The sequence below is a fragment of the Streptomyces sp. BBFR51 genome, assembly GCF_044591655.1.
Classification (GTDB): Bacteria; Actinomycetota; Actinomycetes; order Streptomycetales; family Streptomycetaceae; genus Streptomyces.
Window position 1 is genome coordinate 2473353 of record NZ_CP172448.1, and the last position, 12663, is coordinate 2486015.

Genomic DNA, 12663 nt, shown 5'->3' on the forward strand with positions numbered 1-12663 from the left:
GGTCCGGCGGCGCGGTTCGCGTCGGGCGACGGGCGACGGGCGACGGGCGACGGGCGCACGGTGACCATCACCGCGTTCGCTCGTTCTGCTGAACGTGCAGCCACAGGATGTCGCCCCGCGCCCCGCACCGTCCTCCGCCTCCTCGGCCGACCCTGTCGTCGACGTCGAGCAGGCCGAGGCCGCGCTCGTCGAGCACTATCCGCGCCTGGCCCGGCTGGCCTATCTGGTGCTGCCGCCGAATCTCGGCCGGGGCCGGCGCGTCCTGACCGCGCACGCCCTCACCCAGCGCGCGCTGCCCCGCAACCGGACGACGACCGCGGTGATCCCGGCCCAGTCCACCGGCCGCGAGGTCGATCCCGGTTACGCGCTGGTCCGGCTGCGGGTGGTGCGTACGGCGCTGGAGGCGGGGCTCCCGCTGCGGCGGGCGTGGCCCAGGCGGTCCCAGCTGCCGCCGCTGCTGCCGCACGTGCGGGGCCTCAAGCTCTTCCCACGCTCCGGTGGCGCCGACGAACTCGCCCTGGACCAGCGGCTGTCCGCGCTCTCCGGGCCGGGCCGGGCGGCCTACGTGCTGCGCGGTCTGGAGCGGCTCCCCGACGACGGCGTACGGGAGTTGCTCGGCGCCGCCGGGGTCGCCGAGGTGGACGCCGCGCTGCGGGAGGCCGACGGGGTGCCGGGCCAGTTCGCGCTGCTCGGCTCCCCCGAGTTCGACCCCTGCTCCCTCCAGGCCCGGCCGACCGATCTGCTGCGCCGGCGGCAGCACGCGCGGGCGGCGCTGGTCGCCGGGGCGGCGCTGGTGGTGTGCGGGGCGCTGCTCGGCCTGCCCGGCGACGGCTGGGGCCCCGACGGCGCCGCCGCCCCGCCGTACGCGCAGAACCCGGCGGCCGAGGCGGCCCTCGACCCCGGCAGGCTCACGAAGGTCCCGCCCACCGCGTGGGAGACGTCGGCGCGCACGGACTTCTCGGTGTGGCCGGCGCGCGGTGACCTCACCGGCGACGAGGAGCTGCTGCGCCGCGCCCTGGCCGTCTGGGCCCGGCCCGGCGAGAGCGTGGGGGTGTCAGCGACGCCGGGCACCGCGACCGGCGGACCGGCCGGCCCGCCGCAGCTGCTGTACGCCGGGGACGTCGACAACGCGCGGGTGGTGATCCTGCACGACGGTCTGCGCGTCGTGCGGTACGCCGAGCCGAAGGACGGTTCGGCCGGTGCCGCCCTGGACTTCGCGCGGACCGACGGTGCCGGGCGGGCCGGGGCGAGTGCGGTGGTCCTGGGCCGGGCCGACGGGAACGTCCGCTATCTGACGGCGCCCTGGGTGACGAAGGCGGCCGGGCGCGATCTCGTCGAGCCGGACTCCGGCGCCCGGGAGCTGACGCTCACCGACGGTGTGACGGCGCCGCTGGCCGGCCCGGCGCAGCGGCAGTCCGGCGGGTGTACGTCGTGGAACGTGCTGGAGCTGACCGACGGTTCGGACACCCGTGTGGTGACCGACCTCGGCGAGCTGGTGCCGGCCCGCCTCACCACCGGGCGCCCCGGCGCGGTGAAGGACGCCTCGGGCACGAAGGCGCTGGGGACCTGGGCGCCGTACGCCTGCTCGCTGGGCGCGGTGCTCGGGCAGGGAGTGCGGTCGGTGAACGCCTGGGAGTTCGCGTCCCAGCCGCTGCCCGACGCGACGGGGTCGGGCGCGTGGGTGTGCACCCGGGCCGAGACCTGGCGCGGCGAGGGGGCCCGGGTGCTGGCGCAGTTCCGGACGCCGGGCGGGGCGCAGGGCGCGGTGGCGGCGAAGGCGCAGGACGTGCCGGCGTGCGGCGAGCGCGACCCGCACGTGCTGGCCGGGGTGCTGTGGAAGTCGGAGGGCGGGCACTGGTATCTGCTGGCCGCCGGGAGCCGCGGCACCGAGTCGGTCGAGGCGACGGGCGGCATCAGCGGCGCCGCCGACGGGAACCTGCTGACGGCGAAGGCCGAGCAGGGCGCGCAGGCCGAGCTGAAGGGCACGCTGGAGAGCGGGCGGACGATCGGCGGCCTGCGCTAGGGCGCCAGTCGCCGGTCGCCGGTCGCCGGTCGCCGACGCTTGCGTCATCAAGTCCCGCACAGTGAACACCGATGCCAGGTCCGGTTCGTTCGAGGGCCGGATTCGATCGGTAAGGTGTTCGTATGACTACCGGGGTACGCCGCAGAATGGGCGTCGAGGAGCGGCGGCAGCAGTTGATCGGCGTCGCGCTCGATCTGTTCAGCCGCCGCTCGCCCGACGAGGTCTCCATTGACGAGATAGCCTCGGCGGCGGGCATCTCGCGCCCGCTGGTCTACCACTACTTCCCCGGCAAACTCAGCCTGTACGAGGCCGCGTTGAGGCGTGCCTCGGACGATCTGGCGGCCCGGTTCGTGGAGCCGCGCACGGGCCCGCTGGGCGCGCGGCTGCTGCGGGTCATGGGCCGCTACTTCGACTTCGTCGACGAGCACGGCCCGGGTTTCTCGGCCCTGATGCGCGGCGGCCCGGCCGTCGGCTCCTCCACGACCAACGCGCTCGTGGACTCCGTGCGGCAGGCAGCGTATGTCCAGATCCTTTCGCACCTGGACGTCACGGATCCGCCCGCCCGGCTGGAACTGGTCGTGCGCTCCTGGATCTCGCTCGCCGAGTCGACGGCGCTGATCTGGCTGGACGGGCGCCGTATCCCGCGCGCCGAGCTGGAGGCCCAGCTGGTGCACGACTTCGCCGCGCTGGCGGCGGTGAGCGCCGCCTACGACGAGGAGATGGGCGCCCTGCTGCGCCGCGTCATCGCCGACGAGCCCGCCGACGGCCCCTTCGCGGACCTGGTCGGCAGGCTCCTCACGCTGACGGCCCGGTGAGCGCCGCGCCGACGTGGGGCCTGGTCGTGGAGACGACCGTGGGCACCGGGGAGCGCAAGCACACGGAGGCCCAGGTGGTGGGGCACGTCGCCGGGTCCCGCCAGGAGGCGCTCGAGGAGCTGGAACGGCGGGCGCGGAGTTACTCCCCCACCCATCCCCTCAGTCCCAGGCGCCGTCGGCTCCTGCGGGTCGGCGACGGGTTCCTGCTCGTCGTGGACGGCGCCTGGCAGTCGTTCGTCACCCGGTTCACGGTGGCGGAACTGCTTGAGGACTCCGCCGCGCCGAAGGCCCCCGAGCCCGTGGTCGCGGCGCCCCCGCCCGCTCCTTCTCCCCCGGTGGAGCGGGAGCCCGAGCTGGACGCGGACGGGGTGCCGGTGCGGCCGGCCTGGCTGGGCCGCCGCGACCTCTCCTGAGACCTACTCGCTCTCGAACTTCCGGTACGACGGGTCAAGGTCGCGGACCTCGGCCGAGGCGTGCAGGGCGAGGTCGTCGCCCGGCTTGGCGTACTGCCGGAGCAGTTCCAGTACGGCCTCGGTGAGGCGTGCCTTGGTCTCCTCCGTGCGGCCGGCGAGCAGCCCGAGGGTGACGTGCACGACGGCGTGCCCCTCGGTGTCCGGGCCGACCACGGTGTCCTCGGACCGGCGGAACTGCGTCTTGCACGCCGGCGGCCTGGCCGCCGCGATCTCGACGACGGCCTCGTGCAGGGCCCGCGCGAAGGCGGGCCGGTCGAAGTCGTCCGCCAGCTCGGCGGAGTACTCCACGGTGATCTGCGGCATGAGCCCTCCCGTTGCTTGAACAGCAGGGCTCACCCTAACCGCAGGCCCGCGCCCGTCAGCCGGCCCGCTGGAACACGGCGACCGTGCGGTCCGGCACGGTGAACGTGCCGGTGTCCGCCGCGTACGCGGACTCCTTCACCACCGAGTCGGCGCCCGCCGCCTGCACCGGGTGCAGTCGGTAGCCGGTGCCTGCCGCGGCCTCGATCCGCTGCTCCTGCCGCTGGGGCGTGGCGTTGAAGACGACCACGAGGTCACCGAGCTCCATGGTGATCACGCCAGGTGTCTCGTCCCTGCCGGAGAGCGGGAAGGAGAGCCGGGACTGCACCTGGCCCGCCGTGGCGAGGGAGAAGTCGTCCTCGCCCGTGCGGATCTTCAGCAGGTCCCGGTACGCCGCCGAGGCGCCGGTGATCTGCGGGCAGCCGACCTTCACGGTGTCCAGCAGCGGCTTGGCGTAGGGCCACTTGTCCTGGTTGTCGGCGGCCGGGGGCAGCCCCCGGCCGAAGCCGTTGCCGTCGGCGCAGTTCCAGTGGAGGGCGTTGAACCAGTCGCCGCTGTCGTAGGAGTTGCGGTCCAGCGACTTGGAGCGCAGCAGGTCGCTGCCGGCCTGGGAGAGCGCCGGGCCCTGCGAGAGGGCGGCGGTCGCCATGGCGAGGACCTGCATGCGGGCCCGGTCGGCGGCGGAGGTGTCCTTGGGCAGCTTGAAGGCGAGCGTGTCGAACAGGGACTCGTTGTCGTGCGCGTCGGCGTAGGCGAGGGCGTCGCCGGGTGCCGCCGCGTATCCGGCGGGGGCGCCGTTGTAGTCGACCTCGGCGCCCTTGACCTCCTTGCCGTCGGTGTCGGTGAAGGCGTAGTCGGCGAGGCTGCCGGTCAGCCCGACCTTGATCAGGTCCTGGTAGTGCAGCAGGCGGGCCTTCTGCTCGGCCTCGGTGCCGTTGTTCTCCGAGCCGTTGGGGTCGGTGTAGAGGCCGGAGGCGAAGCCCTGGACGCCGGGGTCCTCGTCGAAGGGGCCGCCGCCGCGTACGGCGTCGCGGGCCCGGTCGGAGAAGGTCGCGACGCCGGTTCCGGCCATGTTCTTCTGGGTGGCCTGGACGAAGCGGGCGTCGTCGGCGACCTCGCCGAAGTTCCAGCCCTCGCCGTACAGGATGATCTTCTTGCCGTCGACGCCGTCCTTCTTGAGGGTCAGCGCGTCGAGGGCCTTGCGGACGGCGAGGATGTTGGCCTTCGGGTGGTGGCCCATGAGGTCGAAGCGGAAGCCGTCGACCTTGTACTCCTTGGCCCAGGTGACGATCGAGTCGACGACCAGCTTGCCCATCATGGCGTTCTCGGTGGCGGTGTTCGCGCAGCAGGTGCTGTTCGCGACCGAGCCGTCGGCGAGGAGCCGCTGGTAGTAGCCGGGCACGATCCGGTCGAGGACGCTCGTCCCGGCCTGGCCGCTCGCGGCCGTGTGGTTGTAGACGACGTCCATGACGACGCGCAGCCCGTCGTCGTTGAGGGCCTTGACCATCTCGCGGAACTCGACGGTGCGCTCGGTGCCGTCCGGGTCGGACGCGTAGGAGCCCTCGGGGACCGTGTAGTGGTACGGGTCGTAGCCCCAGTTGAAGGCGTCCTTGGCGGCGGCCTTCGTCACGCACTCCTGCTGCTTGTCGGAGTCGGCCGGGTAGGAGGCGAGGTCGCAGTCGGGTGTCGTCTGCTCGGACTTCTTCTCGGGGATCGTCGCGATGTCGAAGGCGGGCAGCAGGTGCACGTAGGACGTGCCGGCCTTCGCCAGCTCGCGCAGGTGCTGGGAGCCGTCGCTCATCTTGTCGGTGAAGGCGAGGTAGGTGCCCCGGTGGTCGGCGTCCGCCGTACGGTCCGCGACGGAGAAGTCGCGGATGTGCAGTTCCTGGATCTGGGCGTCCCGCAGCGGCACCGCCTCGGGCTTGTCATAGCTGTCCCAGCCGCGCGGGGCGAGGGACCGGTCGTCCAGGTCGACGACGAGGCTGCGCTCGGAGTCGGTGGTCAGGGCGAGCGAGTACGGGTCGGTGACCTTGTTGGTGACCACCTGACCCGCGGTGGGCGCCCACACCTTCACGGCGTACCGGTAGGGCTCGCCCTTCCAGGACTTCGGCCCGGTGACGGACCAGACGCCGGTGGCGTCGTCGCGGCGCATCCGGACGGTGTCGCCGCCGATCTCCAGCCGCACGGACTGCGCGGTCGGCGCCCACACGGAGAGGGTGGGGCGGCCGTGGCGGAAGACCGGACCGAGATCCGCCTGCGTCGCCCGGTCCGCGTACAGGTCGTCGAGGGCGCCGGCGATCTGCACCCCCGTCGCCGCGAGTACGGCCCCGGTGGCGGTGCGCTGGGAGGCGACGACCTGGCCGCGCAGGGCCTCGCGGACCCGGTCGCGGTCGCGCGGGTCGACCGACCAGGCGGTGTAGTCCTTCAGGTGCGGGAACTTCGCCTTCTGGGCGTCGGTGAGGGTGGTCTTCCCCAGCCGGAGCCACGTGGTCTCGTCGTCGGCGGTCAGCGTGCCGTCCGCCGTCTCGACCGAGCCGGTGCGGGAGGCGAGGAGCTGGGTGGAGGCGGCGCCCTGTGAGCCGTTCCAGGCGACGGTGTTCCGGTCGATCCAGACGGCCTTGGAGGTGGCGAGGTCGACGGCCGCCGCCGAGCCCGCGGGCTGCGGCAGCAGGTACTGCTCCTGCCCGCTCACCAGCCACACCTCGTGGCCGTTCGCCTTGAGGTCCAGGGCCTGGTCGGTGGGCAGGTCCTTCTCGTCGCCCTTGTGGAGGATGTAGCTGAGGCTGCTCGCGCCCTCGGTGAGGGGCACCTCGAAGACCGCGCCGTACGGGTCGGTCTTCACCGGCATCAGCGGCTTCGCCCAGTCGGTGGGGTTCGCGGCGTCGCCCCAGACGTGCAGGCCCCAGCCGTCGTAGTTGCCGTCGGCGCGCTGGTAGTGGAGCACGGCCTTGGTGGTGTCCTGGGCGGGGTACTCGGGCCGCTCCGTGGCGACCTGCTCCTTGCCCTGCTCGATCCACACCTCGCCGGTCTGTGTGACGTCGATGGTGCGGTCGGCGGCGACGTCCTTGTTGCCGTCCTTGTCGATGACGAGGAAGCCCACGTCGGAGGCGCCGGGCTTGAGCTTGACGTAGGCGAAGGCGCCGTAGGCGTCGCGGCCCACGAAGGGGTGGGTCTCGGGCCAGGTGGTCGCCTCGCCGTCGGCGAGGTCGCCCCAGGCGTACAGGCCCCAGTCCTGGTAGTTCCCGTCCTCGCGGTTGTAGTGGACGATCGCGTAGTCCCGGGAGGCGGCGGTGGGGACTTCCTCGACGGGCGGGGTGCCGGTCGTCGACGCGGCCGTGGTGCTCGCGGTGCGGCCCGCCGAGTCCACGACGACCGCCTTGTAGCGCAGGGCGGTGCCGGCGGGGGTGTCCTCGCCGATGGTGTGGGTGACCTTGTACGGGGCGTGGTCGGCGGTGCCGAGGGTGCGCCACTTGCCGTTGCCGGTCTGGGCGGCGAAGACGACGCGGTTGAGCTGTCCGCCGGCGACGTCGGCGGTCAGCTCGACGGTGCCGGTGGCGCCGGGCGCGGGGGCCGTCAGGGCGATCGTGGGCTTGGCGGCGGGCTGGGCGAGCCGGCCCGCGGCCTTGAGGACGACGGCCGACTGGGCAGGGACCGTGACGGTGACCTTCTTGTCGGCGCCCGACTTCACGTCGTCGTCGGTGCCGTAGAGGCCGCGGAAGGTCATGTTCGCCGAGCCGGTGGCGAAGATGGCCGTCTTCGCGGCCTCGGCATTGTTGAAGGCGACGACGTACTCGGTGCCGCTCCCGGCGTCGGTGCGGGAGACGGCGTAGACGCCGGCGCCGTCGGCCGCGTAGCGCTCGGTCTGGACGCCGTCGGCGAGGGCGGGGTGGGCCTTGCGGAGCCCCGCGAGGGCGCTGATCTGCCGGTAGAGCGGCGCTCGCGTGTCGTAGGCCGCCTCGGCATGGGTGCGGTCGGTGCCGAGCTGGTCGTCGTCCAGGTAGTCGGCGGTGCGGGAGGCGAACATCGGCTGGCGGGCGTCCTTGTCGCCGCCGGCACCGGTGAAGCCCTGCTCGTCGCCGTAGTAGATCACCGGGTTGCCGCGGCTGAGGAACATCAGCTCGTTGGCGAGCCGGTCCTTCTTCAGCAGCTCGGCGTCGGTGGCCTTCGGGTCGTCCTGCTTCAGGAAGGTGCCGATGCGGCCCATGTCGTGGTTGCCGAGGAAGGTGACCTGTTCGTAGGCGTTGGCCTTGTCCGTCGTGTACTTGTAGTCGTCGCCGAAGACGGAGGCGAGCTTCTGCGCGCTGCCGCCCTGGGAGGCGTACGCGCGGGCCGCGTCCTGGAAGGGGAAGTCCAGGGTGGAGTCCAGGCGGCCCTGGGTGACGTAGGGCGCGGTGACGGAGGTGTCGGCGGAGTAGACCTCACCGAACATGAAGAAGTCGTCGCGGCCCTTCTTCGCGGCGTAGGCGTCCAGTGCGGTCGCCCACCGGGTCCAGAACTCCATGTCGACGTGCTTCACGGTGTCGATCCGGAAGCCGTCGATGGCGAAGTCCTTCACCCACCGCTGGTAGATCTTCTCCATGCCGCGGACGACCTCGGGCCGTTCGGTCCACAGGTCGTCGAGGCCGTTGAAGTCGCCGTAGGTCGCCGACTCGCCGGCCCAGGTGGAGTCGCCCCGGTTGTGGTACATCGCCGGGTCGTTGAGCCAGGACGGCACCTTGAGGTTCTTCTTCGCGGCCGGGACCGTCGGGGTGCGCGGGAAGGAGCCGTTGTCCACCCGGGGGAACCCGCGGTCGCCGTCGGCGTAGTCGGCGTCGTCGAAGGGCTCACCGTCCTTGGTCAGGTACGGGAAGGCGCCCTTGGAGAGGTAGTCGTAGGACTTCTCCTCGTAGTCGACGACGTCGGCGGTGTGGTTGGTGATGACGTCGAAGAAGACCTTCATGCCCTTGGCGTGCGCCTTGGAGATGAGGTTCTTGAGGTCCTTGTTGGTGCCGAAGTGCGGGTCGACCTGCGTGAAGTCGGTGATCCAGTAGCCGTGGTAGCCGGCGGACGCGTCCTTGCCGGTGCCCTGGACGGGCTGGTTCTTGAAGATGGGCGCCATCCAGATGGACGTGGTGCCCAGGCCCTTGATGTAGTCGAGCCGGTCGGTGAGGCCCTTGAGGTCGCCGCCCTGGTAGAAGCCCTTGTCGGTGGGGTCGTAGCCGGTGCTGAGCCGAGAGCCGGTCAGACCGCCCTTGTCGTTGCGGGCATCGCCGTTGGCGAAACGGTCCGGCAGGACGAAGTAGAACTGCTCACGGGTGAGGTCGTGGCGTGCGGCGCTCTTCGCCAGCTTCGCGTCGGACGGAGGCGCGGGCGGGGTGCCGGCCCGCGCGACGGGGGCTGTCAGGAGTGTCGCCGCGAGGGCGGCGACGGTGACGGCCGCGACCCGTGGGACAGCGGCGGTTCGGCGCTTCACAGGCGCCGGCCATCTCGGTATCACCGGTGTGAACTCCTTGCGATTACGGCTCTGTCGGGTCCGACCCCGGCGAGACCGTAGCGCTGTCGCAAGACTTGCGGCAAGGGTCTTGCAAGGAGCAGAAAGAAGTTTCACGAGCCTTGCCCACCCCCCTTGCTTGGCGCGACCGTTCGGCAGCCGTGTCTGGTCCCGGCGGTAGGGTCGTGGCTGATCAGTCCTGCTGAGGAGGGGGTTGCGAGGTATGAGTGCAAGAGTGACGGCCGTCAGCAGCAACGGCGAGTACTCGTTCACCAAACCGAACCGGGACAGCATCACGCTGCTCGCCGGGCTGGGCGTGGAGGGCGACGTACACGCCGGTGTGACGGTCAAGCACCGCTCGCGCGTCGCACAGGACCCCACCCAGCCGAACCTCCGTCAGGTCCACCTCATCCACGCGGAGCTCTTCGCGGAAGTCGGCGACGCGGGGTTCCCGGTGGCACCCGGTGAGCTCGGTGAGAACATCACCACCCGCGGCATCGACCTGCTCGCCCTGCCCGTCGGCACCCTGCTGCGCATCGGCGACGAGGCGGTCCTCGAAGTGACCGGCCTGCGCAATCCCTGCCTGCAGATCGACCATTTCCAGGGCGGGCTCCTGAAACAGGTCGTCGGCCGTGACGAGGCCGGGAACGTCGTGCGCAAGGCCGGGATCATGAGCGTCGTGAAGGAAGGCGGCACGGTGCGTCCCGGGGACCCGGTCGAGGCGGAACTTCCCAGCGGGCCGCACCGGGCCCTGGACCGGGTCTGACCCTGCCCCGGGCTTCGGCCCCCGAGCCTGCGGCGGGCCGTGCAGGGCGAGGGCCCGCCGCCTCCGGTGAGGAGGTGGCGGGCCCTGCGAGGTGCCGAGCCGTCAGGCCCGGATCCACCACACCGTCGTGTCCGTCGGTACCTTCGCCTCGCCGGATGCCTCGGTGATCTCGCCGCTGGCCAGCAGCACCCGGCCGTAGGCGGGCATCGACACCGACTCGCCGGTGGTGTTGGCGACGCACACGAACCCCCCGCGCCGGAAGGCGACGACGCCCTCGGGGGCGCGCAGCCACTCGACGGCGTCGCCCGCGCCCAAGTCGGCGGTGGAGCGTCGGAGTGCCAGGGCCTCGCGGTACAGCTCCAGGGTCGAGCCGGGCTCGCCGGTCTGCGCCTCGACGCTCAGCTCGCCCCAGCCCGCCGGCTGCGGCAGCCAGCTGCCGCCGTCGCCGAAGCCGTACGAGGAACCCTCGCGGGTCCAGGGGATCGGGACGCGGCAGCCGTCGCGGAAGCCGTCCTGGCCCGCGCCCCGGAAGTAGGCCGGGTCCTGGCGCACCTCGTCGGGGAGGTCGACGACGTCCGGCAGGCCCAGCTCCTCGCCCTGGTAGACGTAGGCCGAGCCGGGCAGGGCCAGCATGAGGAGGGTGGCGGCGCGGGCCCTTCTGAGCCCGAGTTCGCGGTCGCCGGCCAGGCGGATCTGGGTGCCGAGGCCCGGCGGGTTGGCGAAGCGGGTGGCGTGGCGGGTGACGTCGTGGTTGGACAGGACCCAGGTGGCCGGGGCGCCGACGGGGCGCATGGCGTCCAGGGTGCGGTCGATGACGGTGCGCAGCTCGTCCGCGTCCCAGTGGGTGCCCAGGTACTGGAAGTTGAAAGCCTGGTGCAGTTCGTCGGGGCGGACGTAGTTCGCGGTGCGCTCGACGGTCGGGGTCCACGCCTCGGCGACGAAGATGCGCTCGCCGCTGTACTCGTCGAGGATGAGCCGCCACTGCCGGTAGATGTCGTGGACGCCGTCCTGGTCGAAGAACGGCATGACATCGTTGCCCAGCAGTTTCAGCTGCTCGTGGGATCCCAGGTCGGGCAGGCCCGCGGCCTTCACCATGCCGTGGGCGACGTCGATGCGGAAGCCGTCCACGCCCATGTCCAGCCAGAACCGCAGGATGGAGCGGAACTCGTCGCCGACGGCCGGGTGCTCCCAGTTGAAGTCGGGCTGTTCGGGGGCGAACAGGTGCAGGTACCACTCCCCCGGCGTGCCGTCGGGCTCGGTGACCCGGGTCCAGGCGGGCCCGCCGAAGATGGACTCCCAGTCGTTGGGCGGCAGTTCGCCGTTCTTCCCCTTGCCGGGGCGGAAGTGGTAGCGGTCCCGGGAGGGGGAGCCGGGGCCCTCCGCCAGGGCGCGCCTGAACCACTCGTACTGGTCGGAGGAGTGGTTGGGGACCAGGTCGACGATGACGCGCAGGTCCAGCGCGTGGGCGTCGCGGATCAGCGCGTCGGCGTCCAGGAGGGTGCCGAACATGGGGTCGACGGCCCGGTAGTCGGCGACGTCGTAACCGGCGTCGGCCTGCGGCGAGGCGTAGAAGGGGCTGAGCCACACGGCGTCCACGCCCAGGTCGCGCAGGTACGGCAGGCGGGTGCGGACACCCTCCAGGTCGCCCATGCCGTCGCCGTTGCTGTCGGCGAAGCTGCGCGGATAGACCTGGTAGATGACCGCGTCCCGCCACCAGTCACGGCGCCCCGGGACGGTGGCGACGGCGGAGGTGGGGGCCGGTGCGGCGGAGTGCTGCTGGCTCATGTCGTCCTTGGTACGTAACGGAGTGGGAGGCATGGTGGGGGCCGAGGCGGCCGGCCGCGGTGCAGCGGGGTCGGATGGCACCGCGGCCGGACGTTTTCCGGGGCGGGCACTCAGCCCTTCGTGCCGCCGGCGGTGAGGCCGGTCACCAGGTTCTTCTGTACGAGGTAGAAGAACGCGGAGACGGGTATCGCGACGAGCACGGCGGTGGCCGCCATCAGGTTGCGCTGCGCGTCGTGCTCGCTGACGAAGCTCTGGAGTCCGACGGCGAAGGTGTACTTCGTGTCGCTCAGCATGAACGTCGAGGCGAAGGCGACCTCGCCGAAGGCCGTGATGAAGCTGTAGAAGCCGGCGACCGCGAGGCCCGGCTTGGCCAGCGGGAGGATCAGCCGGAAGAACGTGCCGAAGGGGCTGAGCCCGTCCACCCGCCCGGCCTCGTCGATCTCGAACGGGATGGTGTCGAAGTAGCCCTTGAGCAGCCAGGCGCAGTACGGCACCGCGGTCGAGCAGTAGACGAGGATCAGGCCGAAGTAGTTGTCGATGAGCTGGAGCTCGGACAGGATCTGGTACATCGGCACGATCAGTACCGCGATGGGGAACATCTGGGTGACCAGCAGGACCCACATGAGCTTCTTGTAGCCGGGAAAGCGCATCCGCGAGACCGCGTAGCCGGTGGTGGCGGCGACCATGACGCCGATGACCGTGGTGCCAAGCGAGACGATCAGCGAACTCTTCAGCCAGTCGAAGAAGTTCGTGTCCTGGAGCACGAACGCGTAGTTGTCGAAGGTCATCTTCGACCAGATGCGCCCGGGGTGCAGGTAGTCGTCCTTGTCCGGGCCGAGGGACAGGAAGACCAGCCAGGCGATCGGGAAGAGCGCGACGAGGCTCGCGACGGTCAGGATGCCGTGGGAGGCGAGGGAGGCGGCGCGGCTCTGCTCGCCGCGGGACCGTGGCTTGTTACGCCGGGGGGCTGTCGGCTCAGCCGACGGAACCTCCGCCGAGGAAGACGACGACCGGTAGAGGGTGCTCATCGG

The 12663-nt window shown here is 71.8% G+C and carries 8 protein-coding genes; 4 read left to right on the forward strand and 4 right to left on the reverse strand.

Annotated features, from left to right (window positions below):
• Positions 1–94 precede the first annotated feature (94 nt).
• The 3 genes from ACGH7X_RS11255 to ACGH7X_RS11265 all read left to right on the forward strand — a co-directional run bounded on the left by ACGH7X_RS11255 (position 95) and on the right by ACGH7X_RS11265 (position 3251).
• Positions 95–2023: a hypothetical protein gene (locus ACGH7X_RS11255; RefSeq protein WP_399884237.1), complete on the forward strand. Its 1929-nt coding sequence runs from the start codon at positions 95–97 to the stop codon at positions 2021–2023.
• A 122-nt stretch (positions 2024–2145) separates the two neighbouring features.
• Positions 2146–2838 carry a TetR/AcrR family transcriptional regulator gene (locus ACGH7X_RS11260; RefSeq protein WP_399884239.1) on the forward strand — a complete coding sequence of 231 codons (693 nt, stop codon included), beginning with the start codon at positions 2146–2148 and terminating at the stop codon, positions 2836–2838.
• The gene (locus tag ACGH7X_RS11265) at positions 2835–3251 is read left to right on the forward strand and encodes a hypothetical protein (RefSeq protein WP_399884241.1); all 417 of its coding nucleotides are present in this window, start codon (positions 2835–2837) and stop codon (positions 3249–3251) included. Before ACGH7X_RS11260 ends, ACGH7X_RS11265 begins: the two co-directional genes overlap by 4 nt.
• Positions 3252–3254: 3 nt before the next feature.
• Here the strand turns inward: ACGH7X_RS11265 and ACGH7X_RS11270 are convergent, their stop codons facing one another.
• Together ACGH7X_RS11270 and pulA are read right to left on the reverse strand one after the other, a co-directional pair.
• Positions 3255–3614 carry a 5-carboxymethyl-2-hydroxymuconate Delta-isomerase gene (locus tag ACGH7X_RS11270; protein ID WP_399884243.1) on the reverse strand — a complete coding sequence of 120 codons (360 nt, stop codon included), beginning with the start codon at positions 3612–3614 and terminating at the stop codon, positions 3255–3257.
• Positions 3615–3669: 55 nt separating this feature from the next.
• Positions 3670–9087: a pullulanase-type alpha-1,6-glucosidase gene (gene pulA / locus ACGH7X_RS11275; RefSeq protein ID WP_399884245.1), complete on the reverse strand. Its 5418-nt coding sequence runs from the start codon at positions 9085–9087 to the stop codon at positions 3670–3672.
• Positions 9088–9304: 217 nt separating this feature from the next.
• Here pulA and ACGH7X_RS11280 point away from each other — a divergent pair, with 217 nt between their 5' ends.
• Positions 9305–9847, forward strand: a complete 543-nt coding sequence (locus ACGH7X_RS11280; protein WP_399884247.1) for an MOSC domain-containing protein — start codon at positions 9305–9307, stop codon at positions 9845–9847.
• 102 nt (positions 9848–9949) lie between these two features.
• Here the strand turns inward: ACGH7X_RS11280 and ACGH7X_RS11285 are convergent, their stop codons facing one another.
• Complete coding sequence (locus ACGH7X_RS11285; protein ID WP_399884249.1) at positions 9950–11632, reverse strand: glycoside hydrolase family 13 protein; 1683 nt, start codon at positions 11630–11632, stop codon at positions 9950–9952.
• A gap of 110 nt (positions 11633–11742) precedes the next feature.
• Complete coding sequence (locus ACGH7X_RS11290; protein WP_399884251.1) at positions 11743–12660, reverse strand: sugar ABC transporter permease; 918 nt, start codon at positions 12658–12660, stop codon at positions 11743–11745.
• Between the last annotated feature and the right edge of the window lie 3 nt (positions 12661–12663).